The organism is Sphingopyxis sp. MWB1 (assembly GCF_000763945.1).
Taxonomy (GTDB): Bacteria; Pseudomonadota; Alphaproteobacteria; order Sphingomonadales; family Sphingomonadaceae; genus Sphingopyxis.
The window spans coordinates 296967-323965 of record NZ_JQFJ01000002.1 but is presented as its reverse complement, the minus strand read 5'-3'; the positions used below and the strand labels follow the sequence as shown (position 1 = coordinate 323965).

Genomic DNA, 26999 nt, shown 5'->3' with positions numbered 1-26999 from the left:
GATGACGGGGGATAAGAAAATCGTCGGATTGTGGCGCGACACCGGGGCGGAAGAATCCGCTGACACTCAGCTTGCTCAGGCGGCGGAGGGCAATGCCCCTCGCTCCGCCGACCGCGCCATAACTGGTGAGGGAGAAGCCGAAAAAGCCCAAACGCAACCCGACTGGCTCGACATGTCCGCGCTTACCGAACAGGAACAGGACGAATCGCGTCCGCCGCCTTCATCGACGCGCGATCGGCTGATGGGGGGACTTCTCCTCCTGCTGGCGGCTGGCTGGACGCTCTTTATCGCGTGGGCGGGGAGCAACGACTTTACACAGGTGCCGCCCATGGGCGATCTGCCCACCATCATCGCCACCTGGTCGATGCCGGTCGCGCTGCTGCTGTTGGGCTGGATGGCCTTTTTACGATCTGGCCGGGCGGAACAGGGCCGCTTCGCGCGGGTTGCCGCCGCCCTGCGGCAGGAAAACAGAGCGCTGAGCGAATCTCTTGCCCAGCTCAACCGCGACCTTTCCACTGCGCAGCAGGGCCTGTCGGAACAGGCCCGCCTGGTCCAGCAGCTGGGCGTCGATACGGTGCAGCGTCTCAACGAAAGCAGCGACCGTCTAGCCAGCAATGCCTCGGTCATCGCCAATGCGCACGACCAACTCGCCCGATCGGGCGATGTCGCCTTGCAGCGCATGGACGGGCTTCTCGCCGGCCTCCCCCGTATCGACGATGTCGCGCAGCGGCTTGCAGTCAATTTCCGCGAGGCCGGGCTGGTCGCGCATCAACAAGGCGCCAATCTGGAAGCGCATCTCGCCGCTCTCGCCGAAGAGGGCGCCAAAGCTGCGCAGTTGGGCGAAGCATCGGCCGCAAAACTTCACGAGGCTATTGGCGCGCTCACCCAGCAAGCGAAGGAAACCGAAGCAGATTTGCTTGGCGCTTCTGACCATATAACCCACGCACATGAAACGGCACTGGCGCGCATGCACGAAGGCAGCGCGGCCATTGACACGCAAATGTCGACACTTCTCGCCACCATCACCGACCGGATGGAACAAAGCTGGCAGGCCTTCCGCCGCCATGTCGGCGAGGCAGCGGATCATATGGATGAACGGCTCCGCGACGCCCGTTCCGCCGGGGAGGCGATGGGTGAGGTGCTTAGCGGTCATGGCGAGGCAAGCGAAGCGCTCGCCCAGCGCTTTTTCGGCCATGTCGATACGCTTTCGCACCAGTTGCAAAATGTGGAAACCGCAGTCACTGCCACCAATGCCAATATTGCGCGTGCGCTGGAAGGAACGCGCGAACAGCTGACGGCCTTTCAGGCCGAAGTCGGCAAGGGCAATGGGGCGTCCCAGCAGTTGGTCGGCCACGCCGAATCGCTGCTTCTCGCGCTCGATGCTGTAACGCGCGAGCTCGACGAAACATTGCCGCGCGCGCTCGATCGTATCGGCGCGCACAAACAGGAAACCGAAGACGCGCTGGCCACGCTCAAACCGATGCTCGAGGCATCGGAGCTTGTGGCCCAATCGACGCTTTCACACGTCAACGCCGCCCAATCCCTCCTAAAGAAAAATCAGGCAAAACTCGCCGTCCAGGCCGAAAGTCAGGAAGCGATGGCGCAGGGGTTGCAGGCCTCGCTCGCGGAAGCCGAGGCGAGCTTTGCCAAGCTGCGTGAAAATGCGGATGCGTTCAGCCGCGCAGACGGCGAGAAGATGATGGCCGCACTTGGTTCGGTCCGCGACACCGCCGACACCATCGCTGCCGACACGCGCGCCCGGTTCGATGCTATAGCCGCCGACATCGGCGCGGCCATGCAAGGGGCGGCGGCGCAGGCGCTCGATACACTGTTCGAAGGCGAAGCGAAGCGCCAGATCGCCGCCATAGAAGATGCGTCACAGCGCGCGATCAGGGCTGCCGACGACGCAGCAGGGCGACTGAAGCAGCAGCTCGCCTCGCTCATCGACGGCAGTAGTGCGTTGCAGACCCGCGTCGCCGAGGCTGAGCAAGCGATTACCGCGAGCGACCGCGACACGCTCGCCAAGCAGGTCGGCATATTGACCGAAGCCTTAAAATCCACCGCCATCGACGTCACGAAAATCCTGTCGAGCGAAGTCAGCGACACCGCGTGGGATGCCTATCTAAAGGGTGATCGCGGGGTCTTTTCGCGCCGCGCGGTCAAGCTGGTCGAAAATAGTGAGGCGAAGGAAATTCTCCGCCTCTATCAGGAAGAGGGCGCCTTCCACAGCGCGGTCAACCAATATATCCATGATTTCGAAGCCATGCTGCGCCTCCTCCTCGGCGCCCGCGACGGCTCGGCGATCAGCGTAACCCTGTTGTCGTCGGACATCGGCAAACTCTACGTGGCGCTGGCGCAGGCCATCGACCGACTGCGGGGGTAAAAGACGCTTGCTTCTGTCGTCGGGCCTTGCGAAACACAGGAATGGTCCGCGCTCCTGACATAGGCCCGGCTCTCATCGGCGGCGCCGTGATCCTTGCCGTGCAAATGGCCTCCATTTGGTGTGCACATGATCTCGACGGGGTGAGCGCGGCTTTTCTTATCGGCTCGACATTGGCCGGCTGGTTCCTGGCTCTGGAAATCGGCAGTCTTGCCTTCTCCCCCGGCCTCATGCGCTACGATCTGCCGACAGTGGTCTCCAATCTTCTGGCCCGCCAGCCGCTGACCCGCCCTCGTCCGATTATGGCGCGATCAGCGGCTAACCGCATTCCCTATTATCGTTTCCGTCAACAAACTGAGATCGGCGGAGAGAAGTCTCCGCGATCAACGGCAAGGTGCCGCGGGCCGGGCCAAGTTTAATCGGCCCGCCGCATACAGCTGTCCTTCCCACAAATCACCTAAGCCGCCCGTTCTGACGAGCTGGCTTCTTCCTTCGCTATTTTTGGAGACACTCCATGCTGGACGCCCTTTTTGCTGTCCTTCTAACCCTGCTGCTGCCCTTCTATATCTGTATCCGCCAAAGGGATGGCGCGATTTTCCATTCTACACCATCACAGCGCTACACACGCTCCATCTTGATGATTGCGCTGCTGCTCGCTGGTCTTTTCATGATTTGGCGCGTTGAGGGGCGAGGCGTGGCCTTGCTGGGCCTCGGGTTGCCGCAATCTCCCATTGGGATCTGGGCGCTCGGTGGCGGCGCAGCCACCATCGCTGGGCTGTTGCTCGTCGCTCTGTGGCGACCGCTGCCCGATCAAAGCGCAGCGATGAAGGTCAATCCCGAAGCCCGCTCTATCATGCCCGTTAAAGAGCCGGAAAAGCGACTCTTTCTGCTCTTCATTCTGTTCGCGGGTATCGGATGGGAGATTCTGTATCGAGGATATCTGCTCTTTTATCTATCGCCCCTTGTCGGCTTGCCTCTGGCCATCCTCATTGCCGCCGCAGCCTATACCGCCTCGCACGGAATCAAGGATCGCAAACGGTTCGCGGTCAGCTTCCTCTCTGCCCTGCTATTCACGGGCGCTTACGCCGCAACCGGCAACCTGTGGTGGCTGATCCTCATCCACATCGCTCTGCCGCTGCTCGGGCTGTTTGCCATGCGTCGAGAGGTGAGAACAAGCTAACTAAGCCCGCCCTGTCAGCACATCGGGGTCGGCCCAGCCATTGACATAGGCGACATAATAAAGGCCGAAGGCGACGGCGGCAACGATAGTCATCTGCAGCAGGATGCGCCCCGGTCGGAAATGGGCCGGGGCACCGATATCCTGCCCCTTGATCATCGGCACCGCGTCATCTTCCGCGCGGCGCCCATGAAAGGGCAGGACAAAAAAGGCGCTGAACACCCAGAACAGACAGAAAATCGCCAGTGCCGACGTCCATTTCATCGGTCAGATATCCACGATCAGCACATCGACAATTGGCTTTTTGCCGGTCCAGTCGGTTGCAACGCGGCGCACACCCAGGCGCACGCCCTCCCGCAGCACCTCGCGGTCGCGCGCAGGCTTGGCTGCGGCTCGCCCGGCGGCAGCGATCATCTCATCGATAAATTCGTCGCGATCATCTTCGACCGGAACGCCGCGATAGCGAATGTCGCTGGCGACATAGCGACCCTTTCTCATCACAACGGCGACCGAAATCTGTCCGTTGATCGCGAGCTTGCGCCGCTCGTTGATCGTATCTCCATCGGCCGGCAAAATGACGTCGCCGTCGAGGATCAGCCGTCCCGCGCGTACCTTTTCGATGATTTTTGCCGGACCCGGCGCCAGACGAACGAGGTCCCCATTTTCCTGCACCAGCACATCAGGCACGCCCTGCGCCAGCGCGAAGCGTGCCTGTTCATGCATATGGCGAATCTCGCCATGGACGGGCACAACCGTTTTCGGGCGTAGCCAGCCATAAAGCGCCGCCAATTCAGGCTGTCCCGGATGACCGCTAACGTGAATATGCGCCTGCTTCTCGGTCACGGTCAGCACATCCTTGGCCGCAAGCTGATTCATGATCCGCCCGATCGCAACCTCATTGCCAGGAATTTGCTTGGAAGAAAAAACGACGCTGTCGCCTGCCTCCAGCTTGATCTGGTGGGCATCACCTGCCATGCGCGCCAGCGCGGCGCGGGGTTCGCCCTGCCCGCCTGTGGCGATCACCATCAGCTTGTCGCGCGGCAGGCGCATCGCTTCGTCGAAATCGACGGTGGGCGGAAAATCCTTGAGGTAGCCTGTCGCGCGGGCGACCCCCAAAATGCGGTCGAGCGAGCGTCCAGCGACGCAAAGCGTCCGCCCTGTCGCGCGCGCCACCTCGCCCAGCGTGTGAAGCCGCGCGGCGTTGGAGGCAAAGGTGGTGACAACTACCCGGCCTCGCGCTGCCCCGACCGCATCAATCAACCCCTGACGCAACCCGCCTTCGCTCCCCGATGTTTCGGGATTGAAGGCATTGGTTGAATCGCAAACGAGAAAATCGACGCCCTCATCGCCGATCGCGGTAAGCCCCGCCGCGGTCGCGGGGCTCCCCAGCACCGGGTCTTCGTCCAGCTTCCAGTCGCCGCTGTGAAAAATCCGCCCATAGGGCGTGTCGATCACCACCGCGCTCATTTCGAGAATCGAATGCGCGAGCGGAACCATCTGGCAGCGGAAGGGGCCAAGATCGAATTGCGCGTCGAGATCGACCACGCGCAAATCCACCTCTTTCTCCACGCCCTCTTCGGCCAGTTTGTGCGCGATCAGCCCGGCGGTGAAACGATTGGCATAAAGAGGGACGCCCAGGTCGGCCGCCAGATAGGGAATGGCGCCGATATGATCTTCATGGCCATGGGTCAGCACGATGCCGAGCAGATCATCGGCGCGTTCCTCGATAAAGTCGAGGTCAGGCATAATGATGTCGATGCCGGGATAATCCGCCGTGCCAAAGGTTACGCCCAGATCGAGCATGATCCATTTGCCGTCACAGCCATAAAGATTGGCGTTCATGCCAATCTCGCCGGAACCGCCCAGCGCGAGAAACAGCAACTCCTTACCCGGAAAATTCTTTTCTGCAGAAGTCATGCCGCGCCCCGCTGGGCATGAAGATGCATCAGGCCGTTCAAGGTCAGATCGGGGTCGATGCGGTCAAACAAATGCGCCTGTTCCTGAAACAATGTCGCCAACCCTCCGGTCGCGATCACCGTCAGCGGCTTGCCGATCTCGGCCTTCATGCGGCCAATCAGCCCTTCCATCATCGAAACATATCCCCAATAAACGCCAATCAACATCTGGCTTTCAGTCGTGCGCCCGATAACCGAGGGCGTGGCGGGCGCTTCAATGGCGATGCGCGGTAATTTTGCGGCGGCGGCGACAAGCGCTTCAAGCGACAGATTGACCCCCGGCGCGATGATCCCGCCCATATAGGCGCCGTCGGGATCGATATGATCGAGCGTTGTCGCGGTGCCAAAGCTGATCACCAGCTTGTCCTTGCCCGGCTCCAATGCTTGCGCCGAAATGGCATTGACCGCGCGGTCGGCGCCAACGGCTTGCGGCTCGTCCACCTTCAGCGCAATGCCCCAGCTCACCGGGTCGCGCCCGGCGATCAGTGCCTCGACGCCAAAATATTTATGCGACAGTAGGCGCAGATTATGGAGCGCGCGCGGCACGACGGTCGAGATAATCACAGCATCGACATCACCGCGCGCATGTCCTTCGATCCGCATCAATTGATCGAGCCAGACGGCATATTCATCGGCGGTCCGGCGATCATCGGTCGCGATACGCCAGCGCGCGCGCATGTCCTTGCCGTCGAACAGCGCGAATTTGGCATTGGTATTGCCGACATCAATGGCGAGCAGCACGAATTAATTTCCTTCCCTGACCGGACGGCGCAACTCGACATCGCCCGCGTGGATCAGCATGACTTCCCCACCCTCGCGGCGCAAGCGCAGCGCGCCATCAGGCGCCAGCCCGTCGAAAAAGCCGTCAATCCCCTGTTCGGAGACATGAAGCGGTGTTCCGACCGGGTGGGCACGGGCTGTCCATTCGGCCACAATGAGCTCCATTCCGCCGCCCCGCCATTCGACCAGCGCATCGAGAAACGCCAGCGCGAGCACTTCGGAAAAATGATCGCGGTCGATCTTCACGCCCTTGTCGGCAAAGCTGATCGTCGGACGATCAGGCAATTCGGGGGAAGAGACGAGATTGACCCCCATGCCAATAACAACGCTGTTCCCCGCGCGCTCCAGCAAGATGCCCGTGCATTTCACGCCGTCGATGAGCAGGTCATTGGGCCATTTCAGCCGCGCCTCAACCTCTGGCGCCACAACGCGCACCGCGCGCGCCAGCGCTACTCCAGCCACGAGCGACAGGCCTGCAGGCGACGGATCGCTCGCCGACAGATGCACCGCGGTCGAACCCATGAAATTGCCTAGCCCATCGCCCCAGGCGCGGCCCAGCCGCCCCCGACCGGCGGTCTGTCGGTCGGCGACCAGCCAATGGCCTTCGCCGACCTTCTCGCCGCGCGCCAGCCGTGCCAGCAGGTCGGCGTTGGTGGAGCCTGTCTGCCGGACCCGCTCGATGGGCGGGATCAGAACAGCACCGCGGCGGCGCTGGCTGACACCATCGCCAACAGGGGGATGAACAGATAGCCGACGACCGACAACCACAGCGCGCTGGCCGTGATCACCGCATCCTCAACTACCACACCATTGCCGGCGGGCATATCGACGTCGGACTTCTCATCAAAATACATCGTCTTGATGATGGCGATATAATAGAAAGCGCCGATCACCGAGGCGACGATACCCGCCACCGCCAGCGGCACGAGATTGGCGTTCACCGCCGCCTCGAACACCAGATATTTCGGCCAGAAGCCAAAGAGCGGCGGAATACCGGCCAGGCTGAAGAGGAATACCGCCATCGCCGCGGCGAGGCCGGGGCGACGTTGCGACAGGCCGGCAAGTGCCGGGATGCTCTCCACCTGTTTGCCCTCGGCATCGCGCAATTGCAGCACCACCAGAAAAGCGCCGATCGTCGTCACGACATAGACGAGCAAATAGGTCAGCACCGCCTCGACCCCCTGCTGCGTTCCCGCAGCAAGGCCGATCAGGATGAAGCCGACGTTATTGATCGACGAATAGGCGAGCAGGCGCTTGATATTCTTCTGCCCGATGGCGCCCACCGCTCCCAGAATGATCGAGGCGAGTGCGAGGAAGATGACAATCTGCTGCCATGCGCCAATGGCCGGGCCCATGGCGTCGATCACCACACGGGTCATCAACGCCATTGCCGCCACCTTGGGGGCGCTCGCAAAGAAAGTCGTCACCGGGGTCGGCGCGCCTTCATAAACGTCGGGCGTCCACATGTGGAACGGAACAGCGCTGATCTTGAACGCGAGGCCAGCGATCATGAACACAAGACCAAAGAGCAGCCCCAGTCCGATCTCACCTTCCATCGCGGTCGCGATCACCGAAAATTCGGTGCTGCCCGCAAAGCCATAGACGAGCGAAATGCCATAGAGCAGCATTCCCGACGCCAGCGCGCCAAGCACGAAATATTTGAGCCCCGCCTCGCTCGACCGGTCATCATTGCGCATGAAGCTTGCGAGCACATAGGCCGCAAGGCTGTTGAGCTCGAGCCCGATATACAGCGTCATCAGGTCGCGCGCCGACGCCATCAGCCCCATGCCCAGTGCGGCGAAAATAATCAGCGCGGGATATTCGGCGCGCATCGCGCTCCCGAAAAAGCGCGGCGCGATCATCACGCACAGAAAGCTTGCGGCATAGATAAGCAGCTTGGCAAAGCCGCCAAAGGCGTCGACCGTCACCGTTCCTGAAAAAGCGGTGCTATTGACGCCGAACAGCGCGACAACGGCGGCCATCGCCCCCGCCAGCGTCAGCATCGCCGCCAGTTGATAAAGCGCAACGCGCCGGTCGCCCATATAGGTGCCGATCATCAGTGTCACCAACCCGCCGACCGACAGGATGATTTCGGGCCAGACAAGCGCAAGATCAGCGGTCATTGCACGCCTCCCCCATGATGCCCTTCACCATTGGCGGAGTTCCCCGCCCCGGCCTCGGCCGCCACCTTGGGCTTGCCCATCGCCAGATGGGCGTCGCCGGTGGGCTTGGCCGGCGCGAGCCGCGCCACCACCGTGGTCACGTCATTCCGCATCGGCGCCAGGAAGCTTTCGGGATAGACGCCCATCCACAGCGCCACGGCAGCGAGCGGCGCCATAATCGCCCACTCGCGCGGATTGAGATCGGGCATGGCCTTCACATCGTCCTTGGTAAGATCGCCGAACACAACGCGGCGATAGAGATACAGCATATAGGCGGCACCCAGGATGATCCCGGTGGTGCAGACAAAGGCGATCAGGCTCGACGCTTCATAAATGCCGAGCAGGCTCAGGAATTCGCCGACAAAGCCGCTGGTTCCCGGCAGCCCGATCGACGCCATGGTGAACAGCATGAAGAAGAGCGCATAGGCCGGCATATTCACCGCAAGCCCGCCATAACGGTCAATCTCGCGCGTATGCAGCCGGTCATAGATGACGCCGACGCAGAAGAAGAGCGCGGCCGACACGACACCGTGGCTCAGCATGATGATCAGCGCGCCTTCAATCCCTTGCTGGTTAAAGGCGAAGAGGCCCGCCGTCACGATCGCCATATGCGCGACCGAGGAATAGGCGATCAGCTTCTTCATATCCTTCTGCACCAGCGCGACGAGGCTCGTGTAAACGACGGCGATCATCGACAGGATGAAGACCAGCCACATCAGCTGCGCCGAGGCATCTGGGAACATCGGCATCATGAAGCGGATGAAGCCATAGCTGCCCATCTTCAGCAGCACACCCGCCAGGATCATCGATCCTGCGGTGGGCGCCTGCACATGCGCGTCGGGAAGCCAGGTGTGGACGGGCCACATCGGCATTTTCACCGCAAGGCTGGCGAAGAAGGCCAACCACAGCCATGTCTGCATCTCGACCGGGAAGTCATAGTTCAACAGCGTCGGGATATCGGTCGTCCCCGCCTCGCGGATCATGGCGATCATCGCGATCAGCATCAGCACCGATCCGAGCAGCGTATAGAGGAAGAATTTGAACGCCGCATAGATGCGGTTCTGTCCGCCCCAGATACCGATGATGAAATACATCGGGATCAGCCCGGCTTCGAAGAAGATATAGAAAAGGATCAGATCCTGCGCCGCAAAGACGCCGATCATGATCGTTTCCATCAGCAGGAACATCGCCATGTACAGGCCGACGCGCTTCTGGATCGCTTCCCAGCTCGCCAAAATACACAGCGGCATGAGGAACACGCTGAGCATGATCAGCATCAGCGCCATGCCGTCGATGCCAAGCGCCCATTGGAAACGCCCGAACAGGTCGGCGCGTTCGGTAAATTGCCACTGCGCGCCGCCAATATCGAACTGCGCCCACAGCATGACGCCCAGCGCAAAGTTGATCAGCGTCGCCCCCAGCGCGACCCAGCGGGCCCGCGCATCACCGACGAACAAACAGATGATGGCGGCAATCGCGGGGATCGCCAGCATCAGCGAAAGCATATTCATACCGCCGCTCACAGGAAATTCACCATGGCCCAGCTGACCAGGCCGACAAGGCCAAGCAGCATCACGAACGCATATCCATATACATAACCCGATTGCAGCCGGACCGCGAGCCGCGTTCCGCCCTGCACCAGCGCCGCCGCGCCGTCAGGACCAAAGCGGTCGATGGTTCCTTCGTCGCCGCGCTTCCAGAAAAAGCGGCCAAGGGCGAAGGCAGGCTTGACGAACAAGACATTATACAGCTCGTCGAAATACCATTTGTTGAACAGAAACTGGTGCAACAGACGGAATTGCTCGACAAATTTGGCGGGCAGCGACGGATTGCGGATATAGCTGTTCCAGGCAAGGAACAGGCCGATCGCCATCACTGCAAAAGGCGTCCACTTGACCCAGGTCGGCACCTCATGCGCCGCGTGCATTAGATGCGCGTCAAAGGCGAGGCTGCCGTTCCAGAAGGCAAGTCCCTGTTCGGGATAGATGAACGGATATTTGAAAGCATAGCCAGCAAAAATCGCTCCGACCGACAGCACAAGCAGGGGTACGAGCATCGGCCACGGGCTTTCATGCGGCTTATATCCCGCCGTGCCATCCTCGGCCTCCGCGCCATGAGCGTGGTGGACGTCATCTCCCGAATCTTCTTTGGCGGGATGATCATGATCATCGCCATGCACCGCGTGCTGAATATGCTCGCTCGCGGCCCAGCGGGGCTTGCCGTGGAAGGTCAGGAAGACGAGGCGCCACGAATAGAAGCTGGTGAGCAGCGCGGCAAAAATACCGACCCAGAAGGCGATCACACCGCCGCCGCCAGCCGCAAAGGCGGCTTCCAAAATTCCGTCCTTCGAATGGAATCCGGCAAAGCCCGCAACGCCCGCGATCCCGACGCCGGTAATCGCCAGCGTGCCCATCATCATCGCCCAATAGGTGATGGGGATGCGCTTACGCAGCGCGCCATAATAGCGCATGTCCTGCTCATGATGCATGGCGTGGATCACCGATCCGGCGCCAAGGAACAGCAGGGCTTTGAAGAAAGCGTGGGTGAACAGGTGGAACATCGCCGCGCCATAAGCGCCGACACCCGCAGCAAAGAACATATAGCCCAGCTGCGAACAGGTCGAATAGGCGATGACGCGCTTGATATCCCACTGCGTCGTCCCGATTGTCGCGGCGAACAGACAGGTTGCGGCGCCGACAAAGGTGACAACGCCCAGCGCAATCGGAGCAGCCTCGAACATCGGAGACAGGCGGCACACCATGAACACGCCCGCGGTCACCATCGTCGCGGCATGGATCAGCGCCGACACCGGCGTCGGCCCTTCCATCGCGTCGGGAAGCCAAGTGTGCAGCCCAAGCTGCGCCGACTTGCCCATCGCACCGATGAAGAGCAGCAGGCAGAGGATCGTCATCGTGTCGAGACGCATACCCAGGAAGGTGATGCTGCTTCCCGCCATGCCCGGCGCAGCCGCCAGAATTTCGGGGATCGACACGGTGCCGAACACAAGGAAGGTGCCGAAAATGCCAAGCATGAAGCCAAGGTCGCCGACGCGGTTGACGACAAAAGCCTTGATCGCCGCCGCATTGGCGCTCGGCTTCTTATACCAGAAACCGATCAGCAGATAGGAAGCGAGACCCACGCCTTCCCAGCCGAAGAACATCTGCACCAGATTGTTCGCGGTCACGAGCATCAGCATCGCGAAGGTGAAAAGCGACAGATAGGCAAAGAAGCGCGGTTGATCCGGATCTTCCTCCATATAGCCCCAGCTATAGAGGTGCACGAGCGCCGAGACGGTCGTGATCACGACCAGCATCACCGAGGTCAGCGCATCGACGCGCAATTCCCAGTTGAAGCTGAGGCTGCCCGAGGTGATCCAGTGCAGCACCGGAACAACGCCCGCTTCACCGGTTCCTCCGATGAACGACAGGAAAATCGGCCAACTCAGCGCACAGCTGACAAACAGCGCGCCCGTCGTGACCAGCTTCGACGCGGTCGTGCCGATGATGCGCTGGCCAAGGCCCGCGACAAGCGCCGCCAGCAGCGGCAGAAATACGATAGCCTGAATCACCGGCTTACCCCTTCATCCGGTTGGCATCATCGACGGCAATGGTGCCGCGCCCGCGGAAATAGATAACAAGAATGGCGAGCCCGATCGCCGCTTCACCCGCAGCAACGGTCAGCACGAACATCGAGAACACCTGCCCGACCATATCGCCGAGCGCGGCGCTGAACGCGACCAGATTGATGTTTACGGCCAGCAGAATGAGCTCCAGCGCCATCAGGATGACGATGATATTCTTGCGGTTGATGAAAATACCGAGCACGCCCAGCGTGAACAGCACGGCCGACACGGCAAGATAATGGCCGACGGAAATCACAGTTCAACTCCCTTCCCGCTGCCCGGATCAACGAGGCGCGTCGCATCCTGCGGACGGCGGCGCACCTGCTGGCTGATATTCTGCGAGCGCACGCCCGGACGGCGGCGGTGCGTCAGCACAATCGCGCCGACCATGGCGACGAGCAGGATGATGCCTGCCGCTTCGAACAGGAAAATATAGCGCGTATAAAGAAGCGCACCGATCTGCTCGATATTGCTCATATCGCTGACCATCGGGGCGCTGCGCGCCGCAAGATCAACGCCGCCCGCGCTCCAGGCGCCCACAGCGAAGATCAGTTCGGCGGCAAGGATGATGGCAATCAGCGCGCCCAGCGGCAGATAGCGCACAAATCCCGCGCGCAGCTCGGCGAAATCAATGTCGAGCATCATCACAACGAACAGGAACAGCACCGCGACCGCGCCGACATAGACGATGACGAGCAGCATCGCGATAAACTCCGCGCCTGCAAGCAGCATCAGCCCCGCCGCGTTGAAAAAGGCGAGGATCAGCCACATCACGCTGTGGACGGGGTTGCGCGCAAGGATCACCATCGCGCCAGAGGCGATGACGATGCTGGCAAAAAGGTAAAAGGCAATAAGCTGAATCATGTGCGGCGCGCCTTACCGATAGGGCGCGTCAGCGGCAAGATTGGCCGCAATCGCGCGTTCCCATTTGTCACCATTGGCGAGCAGCTTAGCCTTGTCATACAGCAGCTCCTCGCGCGTTTCGGTGGCGAATTCGAAATTGGGTCCCTCGACAATCGCATCGACCGGGCAGGCTTCCTGACAAAAGCCGCAGTAAATGCATTTGGTCATGTCGATGTCATAGCGCGTCGTGCGGCGCGAACCATCATCGCGGGGTTCCGCTTCGATGGTAATCGCCTGCGCCGGACACACTGCCTCGCACAGCTTGCACGCAATGCAGCGCTCTTCCCCGTTGGGATAGCGACGCAGCGCATGTTCACCGCGAAAACGCGGGCTCAGCGGGTTCTTCTCGAACGGATAGTTGATCGTCGCCTTCGGCTTGAAAAAATATTTCAGCGTCAGGGCATGCGCCTTCACAAATTCCCAAAGGGTGAAGGTTTTGACGAGATGGGCAACGTAACTCATGAATACCTCGTCAGCATCAGATAGCCGGAGACCAGGAAGACCCAGATCAGCGAGATGGGCAGAAACACCTTCCAGCCCAGCCGCATCAGCTGGTCATAGCGGAAACGCGGGACGGTCGCCTTCACCCAGGAAAAGACAAAGAAGAAGAAGAATATCTTCAGGAACAGCCAGATGATGCCCGGTACGGCATAAAGCGGCGCCCAGTCGAGCGGCGGCAGCCAGCCACCCCAGAAGAGAATGGCGTTGAGCGCGCACATCAGCAGCACGTTGGCATATTCGCCGAGCCAGAAGAGCGCGAAGCTCATCGACGAATATTCGGTCTGATACCCCGCGACCAGCTCGCTCTCTGCCTCGGTCAGGTCAAAGGGCGCACGCGCGGTTTCAGCAAGCGCCGAAATCAGGAACATCACCGCCAGCGGAAAGAGCAACAGGTTAAACCCAAATGCGTTCACGATGCCCAGCCCATGCCCCTGCTGCGCCTTGACGATCTCGTTCATGTTGAAGCTGTCGGCAAAGAGCACCACGCCGATCAGGATGAAACCGATCGACACTTCATAGGATATCATCTGCGCCGATGCGCGCAGCGCGGAAAAGAAGGGATATTTGGAGTTGGACGCCCAGCCGGACAGGATCACACCATAAACGCCGAGCGACGAAATCGCGAGAATATAGAGCAGCCCGACGTTGATATCGGCGAGCACCGCGCCCGAATTGAACGGGATCACCGCCCAGGCGAGCAGCGCGACGGTAAAGGTGATTATCGGCGCGATCAGGAACAGCCCGCGATTGGCCGAGGTCGGAATGATCGTTTCCTGAAGGAAAACCTTCAAACCATCCGCAAAGCTTTGCAGCAGACCAAAGGGACCGACAACGTTCGGACCACGGCGCAGCGCGATCGCCGCCCAGATTTTCCGGTCGGCATAGATGATCATCGCCACGCTGAGCATCAGCGGCAGCGCGATCAGCAGGATTCCCGCAATGGTCGCAAGCCCCCAAGCCCACTCATAGGAAAGCCCAAGCGATTGAAAAAACTCGGTCACAGCGACCACTCCCTGTCGTCACCCCGGACTTGATCCGGGGTCCATGGATGCCGGATCAGGTCCGGCATGACGAAGTCCTTGAACACAGCGCTCATTCCGCCGCCTCCGCAAAGTCGGCGCCGTGCAAAATTTCTTCCGAACAGCGTGCCATGGTGGGCGAGGCCCGGCAAATGGCGTTGGTCAGATAGAAATCCTTGATCGGCGACGGGATTTCCTGCGCTTCCGGCTTGGCGGGCAGACTCGGCGCCGACCAGCCATAATCGACCAGGCCTTCGACGCCCAGTTCGGGTACCTCCGCGATCATCGCTGCACGGCATTGATCGAAACTGTCAAAGCCGACCGAAACGCCCAGCACATCGGCCAGCGCCCGGAAAATGCTCCAGTCCTCGCGCGCATCGCCCGGCGCGAATACCGCCTTTTCGCTGCGCTGCACCCGGCCCTCGGTATTGACCGTGGTGAAATCCTTTTCGGTCCAGGCCGCTGCTGGCAGGATGACGTCGGCGGCATGTGCGCCCTTGTCGCCATGATGGCCGACATAGACTTTGACCGTGTCCGCAAAAGCGGCAAAATCTACCTCGTCTGCGCCCAGGAAAAAGGCGAGCTTGGGCTTGGCCGCAATCACATCCTTGATCCCGCCCGGCTGTGCATAGCCGAGCATCAGCGCGCCCATGCGCGCGGCGGAGAAATGCACAACGTTAAAGCCGTTCCAGCCCTCGCGCACCGCATTCACCGATTTGGCGAGCGCCAGCCCGGCGCCATGCACACCCGGCACCGACAGCGCGCCGCCGCCAAAGACCAGCATAGGCCGCTCGGCACCCTTCAACGCATCCAGCGCCGCCTTGGGCAGCTTGGCAACGAGCGAAGCGTCATTGCCCAGCCATTCGACCTTGTAGGTCAGATCGGTTTCAGGACCGATGGCAAAGACCTTCGCGCCCTTCTTGTACACCGCCTTGCGGATGCGCGTATTGATCAGCGGCGCTTCCCAGCGCAAATTGGTGCCGACGAGCAGGATCACATCGGCATTTTCGGCCTCGGCAATCGTTGTGTTGAAATTGACCGCCGACAGGCTGGTGACATCATAGTCAAGCCCCGTCTGCCGCCCTTCGAGCAGATTGCCGCCAAGCGCATTGACCAGCGCCTTGGCCGCAAACATGGTTTCGCAATCGACCAGATCGCCCGCGATGGCCGCGACCGACGATCCGGCATTCGCTGCCTTGATCGCGTCAAAAGCCTCGCCCCAGCTCGCCGCTTCCAGCTTGCCATTCCGGCGCACGAAAGGCTGGTCGAGACGGCGGCGCACCAGCCCATCGACATGGTGGCGCGTCTTGTCGCTCGCCCATTCCTCATTCACATCGTCATTGACGCGCGGCAGCACGCGCAGCACCTGCCGCCCGCGGCTGTCGATGCGCACATTGGTGCCCACCGCGTCCATCATGTCGATGCCCAGCGTCTTGGTCAGCTCCCACGGACGCGCCTCGAATGCATAGGGTTTGGACGTCAGCGCGCCCACCGGGCACAGATCGACGACATTGCCGCTCAACTCACTCTGGATCGCATGTTCCAGATAGGAGGTGATCTGCATGTTCTCGCCGCGATAAATGGCACCAATATCCTCGACCCCGGCGACTTCCTCCGCAAAGCGGACGCAGCGCGTGCACTGGATACAGCGGGTCATCACCGTCTTGACGATGGGGCCCATATATTTTTCGGTCACCGCGCGCTTGTTTTCGTCATAGCGCGACGCGCCGCGGCCATAGGCGATGCTCTGGTCCTGCAAATCGCACTCGCCGCCCTGATCGCAGATCGGGCAATCGAGCGGATGGTTGATGAGCAGAAACTCCATCACGCCTTCGCGCGCCTTTTTGACCATCGGGCTGTCGGTCTTGATCACCTGCCCTTCGGCGGCGGGCAGCGCGCAGGATGCCTGCGGCTTCGGCGGACCCGGGGACACTTCAACCAGGCACATGCGGCAATTGCCCGCAATGCTCAGCCGCTCATGATAGCAAAAGCGCGGAATTTCCTTCCCCGCCAGCTCACAAGCCTGCAAAACGGTCGCGCCCTGCGGGACGTCGAGTTCGGTGCCGTCTACGGTAACTTTAGGCATTATTCCGCGGCCTCCATCACGCCGCCATTTTCGCGGATGCGACGCTCCAGTTCGGGGCGGAAGTGGCGGATCAGCCCCTGGATCGGCCATGCGGCGGCATCGCCCAGCGCGCAGATCGTATGGCCTTCCACCTGTTTGGTCACATCGAACAAGGTATCGATTTCTTCGATGTCGGCATCGCCGGAGCGCAGCCGCTCCATCACGCGCCACATCCAGCCCGTGCCTTCGCGGCACGGCGTGCACTGGCCGCAGCTTTCATGCTTGTAGAAATAGCTGATGCGGCTGATCGCCTGAACCACGTCGGTGGACTTGTCCATGACGATGGCGGCGGCGGTGCCAAGGCCCGATCCAAGCTCTTTCAGCCCGTCGAAATCCATTGGCGCATCCATGATCTGCGCCGCCGGAACCAGCGGCACCGACGATCCGCCGGGGATGACGGCGAGCAGATTGTCCCATCCGCCGCGGATGCCGCCGCAATGCTTGTCGATCAGCTCGCGAAAGCTGATCCCCATTTCCTCCTCGACGACGCAGGGCTTGTTCACATGGCCCGAAATCTGGAACAGCTTGGTGCCCTTGTTATTCTCGCGTCCAAAGGAGGAGAACCAGCTTGCGCCGCGCCGCAGGATCGTCGGAACAACCGCGATGCTCTCGACATTGTTCACCGTCGTCGGGCAGCCATAAAGGCCCGCGCCTGCCGGGAAAGGCGGTTTCAGGCGCGGCTGGCCCTTCTTGCCTTCCAGGCTTTCGATCATCGCGGTTTCTTCACCGCAAATATAGGCGCCCGCGCCGCGGTGGACGAAGACATCGAAGTCATAGCCCGACTTGGCCGCATTCTTGCCGAGCAGTCCGGCGTCATACGCCTCCTGCACGGCGGCGAACAGCGTCTCCGCCTCGCGGATGAACTCGCCGCGAATATAGATATAGGCCGCACGCGCGCGCATCGCGAAACCGGCGAGCAGCGCGCCTTCGATCAGCTTGTGCGGATCGTGGCGAATGATCTCGCGATCCTTGCAGCTACCAGGCTCGGATTCGTCGGCGTTGATGACGAGGAAGCTCGGGCGGTCGGCGCGCGGCTCCTTCGGCATGAAGGACCATTTCAGCCCCGTGGGGAAGCCCGCGCCGCCACGGCCGCGCAGCCCCGATGCCTTGATCTCCTCGATGATCGCGTCCGAGCCGCGAGTCATCAGATCCTTGGTCTTGTCCCAATCACCCCGCGCCTGCGCGCTTTTCAGATTCCACGGCTGGAATCCGTACACATTGGTAAAGATGCGATCCTTGTCGGCGAGGCTCATGCCACCCCTCCCAATTCGTCACCCCGGACTTGATCCGGGGTCCACGACTTCAGCGCTGGAATGGATGCCGGATCATGTCCGGCATGACGAAGGAATGAAGCGTTGTTCATGCCCCCCACTCCTTCCGATAATCATGATTGGCCTTGACCATCTCGACCAGCGTCGTCGGCCCGCCTTCGGGGTCGCTCGTGTGGCGTCCCGGATTTTGCGTGCCCGGCTTGGGCTGCTTGCCCGCCGCTAGCTCATCGAGAATGCGGGTCATGCTGTCATAATCCAGATCTTCAAAATTATCGTCGTTAATCTGGACCATCGGCGCATTGGTGCAGACACCCAGGCACTCGACTTCGGTCAGGGTGAACAGCCCGTCGGGCGTCGTCTTGCCCTTGGTCATGCCGCGATTCTTGCACGCCGCCATAACATCGTCCGACCCGCGCAGCAGGCAGGGTGTCGTGCCGCACACCTGCACATGATAGCGGCCAACGGGCGCCAAATTGTACATAGTGTAAAAAGTCGCGACCTCATAGGCGCGGATGAAGGGCATATCGAGCTGGGCCGCAACATATTCGATCACCGGCACCGGCAACCAGCCCTGCGTATTCGTCTCCGCCCCGACCTGGCGCTGGGCAAGGTCGAGCAAGGGCATCACCGCCGACCGCTGCCGCCCGGCAGGATAGCGCGCGATGACCGCCTTGGCCTTTTCGGCATTTTCCGGTGTCCACGCAAAAGCGCCCCAGCGTGCGCGGACTTCGGCTTCATCGGGAATTTGGGGTGCGTCAGCCACGGGCCAGACCTCGTTCAACATAGCGCCCGACATACATGCCGACCGTGGCGGCAAATGCAGTCGAGACGACTTCCTTTATCGTTACCTCGCCATGAAAGGCAGCGAGATATGCGGCGGTCGCCGACGCAAAGCCGGCGAGCGCGAGAATAAGGATCGCGAGTTCGCGGAGCATCATTGGTCGCACTCCCGCAAGATAGCGCCGGTCACGCCCACCATCGGGGCGCCATTGGCCAGAGCAAAAAATCTCGGTACGCCCGTCATCAGATCGATTCCAGTTTTGCGCGTGTGCGATGCGACGGCGTATCGCCGGTGTTGGGTTCGCCTTCGCGATCGAGAAACAGGATATGGCATTCTTCCGCCGCAAAGGGCCGATGCTCGACGCCTTTGGGCACGACCACCATCTCGCCGGCGCCGAAATGGCGAACGCCGTCGCGAAATTCGATGCCCATCTCGCCCTTGATCACCAGAAACATCTCGTCGGTTTCGGGATGGGAATGCCAGGTGAAATCGCCGCCGATCTTGGCAACGCGCACCTCGTTGCCATTATAATGGCCTACGATATGCGGCTTCCAATGCTCGTCAAAGGCCGCGAGCTTTTCCGCCAGATTGACGACGACGGGCGCGCTCACCGGTCACACTCCCCGAACACGACGTCGATCGCACCGATGATGGCGGTGGTGTCCGCCAGCATGTGCCCCTTGCTCATGAAGTCCATCGCCTGAAGGTGCGAAAACGCCGTCGGACGGATCTTGCAGCGATAGGGCTTGTTCGTGCCGTCGCTGACCAGATAAACGCCGAACTCACCCTTCGGGCTTTCGGTGGCGACATAGACTTCGCCTGCGGGCACGTGGAAACCTTCGGTATAAAGCTTGAAGTGATGGATCAGCGATTCCATCGACTGCTTCATTTCGCCGCGCTTCGGCGGCACCACCTTGCGGTCGAGGCTGGCGATCGGTCCGTTCGGCATGTCGCGCAGGCACTGCTTGATGATCTTCGCCGATTGATACACTTCCTCGACGCGCACCATGAAACGGTCATAGCAATCGCCGCGCGTACCGACGGGAATGTCGAATTCCATCTTGGCATAGGCGTCATAGGGCTGCGACTTGCGCAAATCCCAGGCGATGCCGCTGCCACGGATCATCGGGCCGGAGAAGCCCCATGCCAGCGCATCTTCTTTACTCACCGTCGCGATGTCGACGTTGCGCTGCTTGAAGATGCGGTTATCGATGACAAGGCTCATCGCATCGCCAAACAGTTTCGGCAGGCGCGTCTCGCACCATTCGCCAATATCGACCAGCAGCTTTTCGGGGACATCCTGATGAACCCCGCCGGGACGAAAATAGGCGCTGTGCATCCGCGCTCCGCTCGCCCGCTCAAAGAAGTTCAGGCAATCTTCGCGCAGCTCGAACACCCACAGGTTCGGGGTCATTGCGCCAACGTCCATGACATGCGCACCGATATTGAGCATGTGGTTACAGATGCGCGTCAGCTCGGCGAAGAGCACGCGCAGATATTGCGCGCGTTCGGGCACCTCAAGGTCGAGCAGCTTCTCGATCGCGAGCACATAGCTGTGCTCCATGGCGAGCGGCGAACAATAGTCGAGCCGGTCGAAATAAGGCAACGCCTGCAGATAGGTCTTATGCTCGATCAGCTTTTCGGTGCCGCGATGCAGCAGGCCGACGTGCGGGTCGACGCGCTCGATTATCTCGCCGTCGAGTTCCATGACCATGCGAAGCACGCCGTGCGCCGCCGGATGCTGGGGACCGAAGTTGATCGTATAATTGGTAACGACCTGATCACCGGCGGTCTCGGCCGCGTCGACCGGATAGCCTGCAAACATGTCACTGCCATGGTGCCTGACCTCAGGAGCGTCGGTCATGCGTCACCTCCTTTGGGCGCCTTGGGCTTGCGCGGTGCGCGGGGCTTTGCGGAGGCCTTTTCAGCCTTTTCGGTGGCAGGTGTCTTGCCCTTGCCCTCTCCGGCCTTGGCCTTCGCGCCATCCTTGCTCGGCTTGGCGGCGGCCTTGTCGGCCTTTTTGCCCGCACCGGTCTGTCCGGCATTGTCGGTCGTCTTGGGCGTGGGCGGCGGCGGAGCCTTCGCTTTGGCCTTGTCGTCCGCCTTATCGACCTCTTTGGCGCTCATCGGTGTCGGCGCGCCCTTTCCGGGCGCTTCATGTGTGCCGCCGGCCTTTTCATCGCCCGGCAGCACATAATCGGCGCCTTCCCACGGGCTCAAAAAGTCGAAATTGCGGAAATCCTGCGCCAGCCGCACAGGCTCATAGACGACGCGCTTATCCTCTTCGGAATAGCGCAGCTCGGTATAGCCGGTCAGCGGGAAATCCTTGCGCTGCGGATGCCCTTCAAAGCCATAGTCGGTCAAAATGCGGCGCAGGTCGGGGTTGCCCGCGAACAACACGCCATACATGTCGAACACTTCGCGCTCGAGCCAGCCCGCAACCGGCCAGATCGGGACGATCGTCGGCACCGGCGTCGCTTCGTCGGTCGACACGCGCACGCGCAGGCGATGGTTTTTCGTCACGCTCAGCAGATGATAGACAATTTCGAACCGCTCGGCGCGGTCGGGATAATCCACCCCGGCAATTTCCATCAACTGCTGATATTCCAGATTATCGCGCAGCGCGACCATCACCGCGCCGATGGAATCGCGGCGGACCGTGACGCTGTCTTCATCAGCAGCGAAGTCATGCGCGAGCAAATCCTTGCCCAGCAATTTCTTCAGTGCGTCGCCCAGCGCGGGCTGCGGCGCAACAAGGGGAGCAGGATGAGCCATCAGCGTTCAACCGTTCCGACCCGGCGGATTTTCCGCTGGAGCTGCATCACGCCATAGAGCAGCGCTTCGGCAGTCGGCGGGCAGCCGGGAACATAAATATCGACGGGCACAATGCGGTCGCATCCGCGCACCACCGAATAGCTGTAATGATAATAGCCGCCGCCATTGGCGCAGCTTCCCATCGAGATCACATATTTGGGATTCGACATCTGGTCATAAACGCGGCGCAGCGCGGGAGCCATCTTGTTGCACAAGGTCCCCGCGACGATCATCACGTCTGACTGGCGCGGCGATGCGCGCGGCGCGGCGCCGAAACGCTCCATATCGTAACGCGGCATGTTGACGTGGATCATCTCGACTGCGCAGCAGGCAAGACCAAAGGTCATCCACCACAGTGAACCGGTGCGCGCCCAGGTGAACAGATCCTCGGTCGATGTGACGAGGAAACCCTTGTCGCCCAGCTCGGCATTCAGATCGTCGAAATAGGCCTGATCGGGTGCCTGCCCCTCGGGCAGATGCAGCCGCGGCTCCACGCCTTCGGGGGTCAATCCGCGCGTGTCGGTAATGATCGATGAACGGCTCATTCCCAGTCCAACGCCCCTTTCTTCCATTCATAGATGAAGCCGACGGTCAAAATGCCGAGGAACACCATCATGGCGCCCCAGCCCGCCCAGCCAATCTCGTCCAGGCTCACGGCCCAGGGAAAGAGGAAGGCTGCCTCAAGGTCAAAGATGATGAACAGGATGGCGACCAGATAGAAGCGCACATCAAACTGGCTGCGCGCATCGTCAAAGGCGGGAAAGCCGCACTCATATTCGGTCAGCTTTTCGGGATCGGGCTTGTGCGCGCCGGTCAGGCGCGACACGCCCATCGGCAAAAACACGAAAGCCACCGACAGGCCCAGCGCAATGACCAGAAAGATCAATATGGGCAGATATTGAGTCAGATCGACCATGAAACTCGCAGTCCAATTATCTATCGGGCGGTGCCACCCGTTTATGGGGGGCGCTTTAGGCCAGCCCGCCCAAGGTCGCAAGCGTTGGAGACAGAAATTTGCCCTTTCTCCGGCTTTAATCGCGCCAGCTAGCGGAGCGACTCGCAAAAGTCAGGGAAAGGCCGCCTCCGCCCCGTGTCAGGGGCCGGGGTCAACCGCCATCACGGCCGGGGCGAAGGCCGCCTCGCACCGTCCCGACGGCCCCAATGATGGAGTCGCTGGCGCCTGATCAGGCGTTGCGAAGCGCGCCCGCGACCAGCTTTTGCAGCTTCGAATGCACCGCGCCGCTGCCCGCGATAAATTCGCTGCGCTCGACCGCCCGGTCGCCGCCGCGAAAATCGCTGACAAAGCCGCCCGCTTCACGCACGAGCAACATGCCCGCGGCCACGTCCCAGATTTTGAGGTCGCTTTCCCAGAAACCGTCAAAACGGCCCGCCGCCACCCACGCAAGGTCGAGACTCGCGGCGCCGAAACGGCGAATGCCCGCAACTTCCGGGGCCACGGCGCCAAAAATCCGGCTCCACTGCGCCATGTCGCCATGGCCCATAAAGGGAATGCCGGTGGCGATCAGACATTCATGCAGGCTGCGGCGCGAGGAAACGCGCAGGCGCCGGTCGTGGAGCCAGGCCCCGCGTCCGCGCTCGGCCCAATAGCTTTCGTCGGTGACCGGCTGATAGATGAGCGCCGCCGTGATATCGCCCCAGCCACCGCCAAGCTTCGGCTCCTGCACCGCAATCGAAATCGCAAACTGCGGAATCGCGTGCAGGAAGTTCGATGTTCCGTCGAGGGGATCGATGATGAAACGCGGCTTGCCGGGCTCGCCTTCAATCTCGCCCGCCTCTTCCATCAGGAACCCCCAGCCGGGCCGCGCATGGGTCAGTTCGTCATACAGGGTGCGTTCGGCGGCCTGATCGGCCTTGGACACGAAATCCGCCGGGCCTTTCTGCGACACCTGCAGATGCTCGACTTCGCCGAAATCGCGGCGAAGCTTCGAACCAGCCTTGCGCGCGGCGCGCTCCATAACGGTGATGATGCCGGATACGGCCATTTTCATTTTCCTCCAACACGTCGCCCCCGCGAAGGCGGGGGCCGTTGGCAAATTTGCACTCTATCGACAGCGGCCCCCGCCTTTCGCAGGGGCGCCATTATTCAATCCGCGCGGCGGACATATTCGCGGTCATAGACATTGACCACGATGCGCGTTCCGCTGGTGATATGCGGCGGCACCATCACGCGCACGCCATTGTCCAATATCGCGGGCTTGTAGGAGGAAGAGGCGGTCTGCCCCTTCACCACCGCATCGGCTTCGACGATGGTGGCTTCAATCTGTTCGGGCAGTTCGACCGAAATCGGGCGCTCTTCCCACAGCTCCAGAACGACATCCATGCCGTCCTGCAGAAATTCATGCGCGTCGCCGACCACATCCTTGCCGATGGTGATCTGCTCATATGTATCCTTGTCCATAAAGACGAGGTCGTCGCCTTCGGCATAAAGATATTGGAAATCCTTGGTATCGAGCCGGATCTTCTCGACCGTATCGGCGCTGCGGAAACGATTGTTCAGCTTGCGCCCGTCGATCAGATTCTTGGCCTCGACCTGCATATAGGCGCCGCCCTTACCCGGCTGGGTGTGCTGGATCTTGGTAACTTTCCAGATGCCGCCTTCATATTCGATAATATTGCCGGGACGGATATCGACGCCAGAGATTTTCATCGCGCACACTCGCTTCAAACAAGGATGGAAAAGAGCCGCCGGCCTGGGCTTCCGCCCGCCGGTATCAGGAGCGCGCCCTTAGCCGCCCACGCCGCGCGAGGCAAGCCGAATGGCGTCGCGCCCCTGCCCCATGGCCGGGCGATTGCCGATCAACCCGCCTCAGCGCCCTCGCCCGGCAGAATCGCCGCGAGCGCCCGCACGCCCGCAGCAGGCCCCTCGGGATGCTTCCACACCGCGCCTGAAACGGCCAGGAAATCCGCGCCCGCTGCGACCAGTTCGCCGCCATTTTCGGCCGTAATCCCGCCAATGGCGACACAGGGCAGTTCGAACAATCCTTGCCACCAGCGCAGAATCTCCGGTTCGGCGCGATGCGCGACGGCCTTGGTTTCGGTCGGGAAAAAGGCCCCGAACGCAACATAATCGGCCCCCGCCTCGCCCGCGTCCATCGCCAGATGGCGGCTGTTGTGACAGGTCACGCCAATCTGGGCATCGGGTCCCAGCAGGCGCCGCGCCTCTTTGGGGTCGCCATCGCCCTGCCCCAGATGGACGCCATCGGCCTTGATCCGCTTGGCGAGCGCCATATCGTCATTGACGATGAAGGCGACGTCATGGGCCGCGCAAATCGCCTGCAAGGGCTCGGCAAGCCGTGCGGCTTCATGCTGATCGACATTTTTGACGCGAAACTGAAAGGCCGCGACGGGCGCCGCCGCCAGCGCCTCTTCCAGCCGGGCCGGGAAATCGCCGCCGACATCCAGCGGCGAAATCAGATAAAGTTGACAAATATTCAAAGCATCTATGGTCATTGCGGGTTCATAGCGATGCTGCCTATCATGGGCAAATGCAGATGATATCACTTCCCACCGCCCTCGCCATCCCGCTTGCCGGGATCCTGCTTTCCGCCTGCGCCTCGCTTCCGGACGATCCGCCGCTGCCCGATGGCAGCCATGTCGCCCTGGGCCAGCGCGCCTATGTCGATGGCCCCTTGATTCAGCCGGTCGAAGTGCTGGAAGACAGCCGTTGTCCCGTCGGCACCCAATGCGTCTGGCCGGGGCGGGTACGCGTCAAAATGCTGTGGCTGCGTCCGACCGGTGAACATAAGCCCTTTGAAGTGACGCTGGGTGAGCGCACCCAAATCGCCGACGGCTCCATCCTGCTGCAATCGGTCAGCCCCGAGAAACGCACCGACCGTTCGATAAAGCCCGGCGATTATCGCTTCTCGATGCGCTTCGACGGTGGCCTTTGACCAGAACTCAGCGCAGCCGCGCGATCAGAAATCCGTCCCAGCCCTTGGCGCCGACCGTCTGCACGGCGGTCGCGTCGATGCGGGCTTCTTCCTTCAACTGCTCGAACAAGGCGCGAGTCGCGAGGATGCGCGGATCGTCGCTATCGGGCTCGATCAGCCCGCCTGCGCGCACGACATTGTCGACAATGATCGTCGCCCCGCTGCGCCCCAGCCGCATCGCCTCGCGCATATAATGGGGGTTCCCCTGTTTGTCGGCGTCGATAAAGATGAAATCAAAGCCCGTGTCATCGGCCATCGTCGCAAGGCTGTCGTGCGCGGGCCCGACAAGAATTTCCACCTTGTCACCGACTCCGGCCACATCGAGATTTTCGCGCGCGACCTCGGCGTGGCGCCGGTCCACTTCCAGCGTGATCAGCCGCCCGTCCTCCGGCAGCGCGCGCGCCAGCCAGATGGTCGAATAGCCGCCCAGCGTTCCCACTTCCAATATCCGCCGCGCCCCCGCCATCTGCGCCAGCAGATAGAGGAGCTTGCCCTGCGCGGGTGAGACATCGATCGGCGGCAGGCGGTGCACGCCATTATTCGCCAGCACGGCGGTCAGGCCGGGATCATCGGCGAGCAGATGCTCGCCGATATAGGCATCGACCGCCTCCCAGCGCGCCTCCATCAGGCGACCGAAGCGGCGTGAATCTCGTCGATGGCGCCGTTCAGCGACTGGTTGAACGCCTCATCGTTCATCGACGCGCGCAGATCTTCGAGCAGCGCGCGGCTGAAGCTTGCGATCATCCCGCGATTCTTCGCGAGTTCGGCGCACGCTTCCTGCCGCGAAAAACCGCCCGACAGCGCCACGACGCGCAGCACCTTGGGATGATCGACCAGCGGCGCGAACAAATTGGCTTCGGCAGGAATTGAGAGTTTCAGCATCACCGGCTCCCCGGTCCAGCTATCGAGCGCCACGCTGATTTCCTTCAGCAACAGCCGGTCGGCTGCATCGCGTTCGGGGCTCTTGATATTGATCTCAGGCTCGATGATCGGAACCAGCCCATGCGCTGCGATCCGTGCGGCTTCGGCAAATTGCTGCTCGACGATAGCCTTGACGCCCGCCGCATTGGCCAGGTTGACGACGCTCCGCATCTTCGTGCCGAATACGCCCTTGGCGACGGCGCGCGCGCACAGCTCGTCGAGCCCCGGATTGGGTTTCATCAGCTGCACGCCATCGGCTTCGGCTTCCAGCCCCTTGTCGACCTTCAGAAAAGGCACGACGCCGCGTTCCCACAGCAGCTCGGGCACGGGCTTGCCGCCCGCTTCGCCGTCCATCGTCCGCTCGAACAGGATCGCGCCAATCACCTTTTCGCCGTTAAAGCAGGGGGCCGTCACGATGCGGCTACGCATCGCATGAATCAGCGCGAACATTTCCTCTTCATTCGAAAAAGCATCCTCTCCGATGCCATAGCCTTTCAGCGCCTTGGGCGTCGATCCGCCGCTCTGGTCCAGCGCGGCGATAAATCCCTGTCCCGACTTGATCTGTTCCAGCATTTCGGCCTTGGCGGTCATAACGTCTCCGATATTTGCACGATGGTCTGCATACGTATGTTGCGGCG

Annotated in this window: 29 protein-coding genes; 4 read left to right on the top strand and 25 right to left on the bottom strand. The window is 61.4% G+C overall.

Annotation, left to right across the window (positions count from 1 at the left end):
• The first annotated feature begins 1 nt into the window (after nucleotide 1).
• The 3 genes from JV18_RS0102335 to JV18_RS0102325 all read left to right on the top strand — a co-directional run bounded on the left by JV18_RS0102335 (nucleotide 2) and on the right by JV18_RS0102325 (nucleotide 3560).
• The gene (locus JV18_RS0102335) at nucleotides 2-2383 is read left to right on the top strand and encodes a hypothetical protein (RefSeq protein WP_033073262.1); all 2382 of its coding nucleotides are present in this window, start codon (nucleotides 2-4) and stop codon (nucleotides 2381-2383) included.
• A gap of 41 nt (nucleotides 2384-2424) precedes the next feature.
• A complete protein-coding gene (locus JV18_RS0102330; protein ID WP_033073261.1) occupies nucleotides 2425-2799 on the top strand; it encodes a hypothetical protein in 375 nt (124 codons plus the stop codon).
• A 95-nt stretch (nucleotides 2800-2894) separates the two neighbouring features.
• Complete coding sequence (locus JV18_RS0102325; RefSeq protein ID WP_033073260.1) at nucleotides 2895-3560, top strand: CPBP family intramembrane glutamic endopeptidase; 666 nt, start codon at nucleotides 2895-2897, stop codon at nucleotides 3558-3560.
• On the opposite strand, the gene JV18_RS0102320 is transcribed toward JV18_RS0102325, so the two are convergent.
• The 23 genes from JV18_RS0102320 to thiE all read right to left on the bottom strand — a co-directional run bounded on the left by JV18_RS0102320 (nucleotide 3561) and on the right by thiE (nucleotide 24961).
• Complete coding sequence (locus tag JV18_RS0102320; protein WP_033073259.1) at nucleotides 3561-3821, bottom strand: DUF1467 family protein; 261 nt, start codon at nucleotides 3819-3821, stop codon at nucleotides 3561-3563. It abuts the gene before it with no gap.
• 3 nt (nucleotides 3822-3824) lie between these two features.
• The gene (locus JV18_RS0102315) at nucleotides 3825-5474 is read right to left on the bottom strand and encodes a ribonuclease J (RefSeq protein WP_033073258.1); all 1650 of its coding nucleotides are present in this window, start codon (nucleotides 5472-5474) and stop codon (nucleotides 3825-3827) included.
• Nucleotides 5471-6253, bottom strand: a complete 783-nt coding sequence (locus JV18_RS0102310; RefSeq protein WP_033073257.1) for a type III pantothenate kinase — start codon at nucleotides 6251-6253, stop codon at nucleotides 5471-5473. Before JV18_RS0102310 ends, JV18_RS0102315 begins: the two co-directional genes overlap by 4 nt.
• A gap of 3 nt (nucleotides 6254-6256) precedes the next feature.
• Nucleotides 6257-7060, bottom strand: a complete 804-nt coding sequence (locus tag JV18_RS0102305) for a biotin--[acetyl-CoA-carboxylase] ligase (protein ID WP_081944652.1) — start codon at nucleotides 7058-7060, stop codon at nucleotides 6257-6259.
• Nucleotides 6982-8415 carry an NADH-quinone oxidoreductase subunit NuoN gene (gene nuoN, locus JV18_RS0102300; protein ID WP_033073256.1) on the bottom strand — a complete coding sequence of 478 codons (1434 nt, stop codon included), beginning with the start codon at nucleotides 8413-8415 and terminating at the stop codon, nucleotides 6982-6984. Before nuoN ends, JV18_RS0102305 begins: the two co-directional genes overlap by 79 nt.
• Nucleotides 8412-9965: an NADH-quinone oxidoreductase subunit M gene (locus JV18_RS0102295; protein ID WP_033073255.1), complete on the bottom strand. Its 1554-nt coding sequence runs from the start codon at nucleotides 9963-9965 to the stop codon at nucleotides 8412-8414. Before JV18_RS0102295 ends, nuoN begins: the two co-directional genes overlap by 4 nt.
• A gap of 8 nt (nucleotides 9966-9973) precedes the next feature.
• Entirely contained in the window at nucleotides 9974-12022 is a 2049-nt protein-coding gene (nuoL, locus tag JV18_RS0102290; protein WP_033073254.1) for an NADH-quinone oxidoreductase subunit L, read from the bottom strand.
• 4 nt (nucleotides 12023-12026) lie between these two features.
• Nucleotides 12027-12332, bottom strand: a complete 306-nt coding sequence (gene nuoK / locus JV18_RS0102285; protein WP_033073253.1) for an NADH-quinone oxidoreductase subunit NuoK — start codon at nucleotides 12330-12332, stop codon at nucleotides 12027-12029.
• Nucleotides 12329-12940: an NADH-quinone oxidoreductase subunit J gene (locus JV18_RS0102280; protein ID WP_033073252.1), complete on the bottom strand. Its 612-nt coding sequence runs from the start codon at nucleotides 12938-12940 to the stop codon at nucleotides 12329-12331. The genes nuoK and JV18_RS0102280 overlap by 4 nt, the downstream gene beginning before the upstream one ends.
• A 12-nt stretch (nucleotides 12941-12952) precedes the next feature.
• Nucleotides 12953-13441: an NADH-quinone oxidoreductase subunit NuoI gene (nuoI, locus tag JV18_RS0102275; RefSeq protein ID WP_033073251.1), complete on the bottom strand. Its 489-nt coding sequence runs from the start codon at nucleotides 13439-13441 to the stop codon at nucleotides 12953-12955.
• Complete coding sequence (gene nuoH, locus JV18_RS0102270) at nucleotides 13438-14481, bottom strand: NADH-quinone oxidoreductase subunit NuoH (protein WP_033073250.1); 1044 nt, start codon at nucleotides 14479-14481, stop codon at nucleotides 13438-13440. The genes nuoI and nuoH overlap by 4 nt, the downstream gene beginning before the upstream one ends.
• Nucleotides 14482-14572: 91 nt before the next feature.
• Complete coding sequence (nuoG, locus tag JV18_RS0102265) at nucleotides 14573-16585, bottom strand: NADH-quinone oxidoreductase subunit NuoG (RefSeq protein WP_033073249.1); 2013 nt, start codon at nucleotides 16583-16585, stop codon at nucleotides 14573-14575.
• Complete coding sequence (gene nuoF / locus JV18_RS0102260; RefSeq protein ID WP_033073248.1) at nucleotides 16585-17877, bottom strand: NADH-quinone oxidoreductase subunit NuoF; 1293 nt, start codon at nucleotides 17875-17877, stop codon at nucleotides 16585-16587. Before nuoF ends, nuoG begins: the two co-directional genes overlap by 1 nt.
• 106 nt (nucleotides 17878-17983) lie before the next feature.
• Nucleotides 17984-18658, bottom strand: a complete 675-nt coding sequence (locus JV18_RS0102255; protein WP_033074844.1) for a complex I 24 kDa subunit family protein — start codon at nucleotides 18656-18658, stop codon at nucleotides 17984-17986.
• A complete protein-coding gene (locus JV18_RS0102250) occupies nucleotides 18651-18833 on the bottom strand; it encodes a hypothetical protein (RefSeq protein WP_033073247.1) in 183 nt (60 codons plus the stop codon). Before JV18_RS0102250 ends, JV18_RS0102255 begins: the two co-directional genes overlap by 8 nt.
• Before the next feature lie 85 nt (nucleotides 18834-18918).
• A complete protein-coding gene (locus JV18_RS0102245) occupies nucleotides 18919-19287 on the bottom strand; it encodes a cupin domain-containing protein (protein ID WP_033073246.1) in 369 nt (122 codons plus the stop codon).
• Nucleotides 19284-20501 (bottom strand): NADH-quinone oxidoreductase subunit D, encoded by a 1218-nt coding sequence (locus JV18_RS0102240; RefSeq protein WP_144243934.1) that lies wholly within the window; start codon nucleotides 20499-20501, stop codon nucleotides 19284-19286. Before JV18_RS0102240 ends, JV18_RS0102245 begins: the two co-directional genes overlap by 4 nt.
• Before the next feature lie 35 nt (nucleotides 20502-20536).
• Complete coding sequence (locus JV18_RS0102235) at nucleotides 20537-21451, bottom strand: NADH-quinone oxidoreductase subunit C (protein WP_033073244.1); 915 nt, start codon at nucleotides 21449-21451, stop codon at nucleotides 20537-20539.
• Entirely contained in the window at nucleotides 21451-22035 is a 585-nt protein-coding gene (locus tag JV18_RS0102230) for a NuoB/complex I 20 kDa subunit family protein (RefSeq protein WP_081944651.1), read from the bottom strand. Before JV18_RS0102230 ends, JV18_RS0102235 begins: the two co-directional genes overlap by 1 nt.
• Nucleotides 22032-22406, bottom strand: coding sequence for an NADH-quinone oxidoreductase subunit A (locus JV18_RS0102225; protein WP_033073243.1), 375 nt, complete (start codon nucleotides 22404-22406; stop codon nucleotides 22032-22034). Before JV18_RS0102225 ends, JV18_RS0102230 begins: the two co-directional genes overlap by 4 nt.
• A 268-nt stretch (nucleotides 22407-22674) precedes the next feature.
• Nucleotides 22675-23493, bottom strand: a complete 819-nt coding sequence (locus JV18_RS0102220) for an inositol monophosphatase family protein (RefSeq protein WP_033073242.1) — start codon at nucleotides 23491-23493, stop codon at nucleotides 22675-22677.
• Between the two features lie 101 nt (nucleotides 23494-23594).
• A complete protein-coding gene (gene efp, locus JV18_RS0102215; RefSeq protein ID WP_033073241.1) occupies nucleotides 23595-24158 on the bottom strand; it encodes an elongation factor P in 564 nt (187 codons plus the stop codon).
• A gap of 149 nt (nucleotides 24159-24307) precedes the next feature.
• Nucleotides 24308-24961 (bottom strand): thiamine phosphate synthase, encoded by a 654-nt coding sequence (gene thiE / locus JV18_RS0102210; protein WP_033073240.1) that lies wholly within the window; start codon nucleotides 24959-24961, stop codon nucleotides 24308-24310.
• Nucleotides 24962-24996: 35 nt separating this feature from the next.
• Here thiE and JV18_RS0102205 point away from each other — a divergent pair, with 35 nt between their 5' ends.
• Nucleotides 24997-25401 (top strand): hypothetical protein, encoded by a 405-nt coding sequence (locus JV18_RS0102205; protein WP_144243845.1) that lies wholly within the window; start codon nucleotides 24997-24999, stop codon nucleotides 25399-25401.
• A gap of 7 nt (nucleotides 25402-25408) precedes the next feature.
• Here JV18_RS0102205 and JV18_RS0102200 read toward each other — a convergent pair whose 3' ends face one another.
• Nucleotides 25409-26065 (bottom strand): O-methyltransferase, encoded by a 657-nt coding sequence (locus JV18_RS0102200; RefSeq protein WP_033073239.1) that lies wholly within the window; start codon nucleotides 26063-26065, stop codon nucleotides 25409-25411.
• Complete coding sequence (locus JV18_RS0102195) at nucleotides 26065-26952, bottom strand: fructose bisphosphate aldolase (protein WP_235302800.1); 888 nt, start codon at nucleotides 26950-26952, stop codon at nucleotides 26065-26067. Before JV18_RS0102195 ends, JV18_RS0102200 begins: the two co-directional genes overlap by 1 nt.
• Nucleotides 26953-26999: the final 47 nt, after the last annotated feature.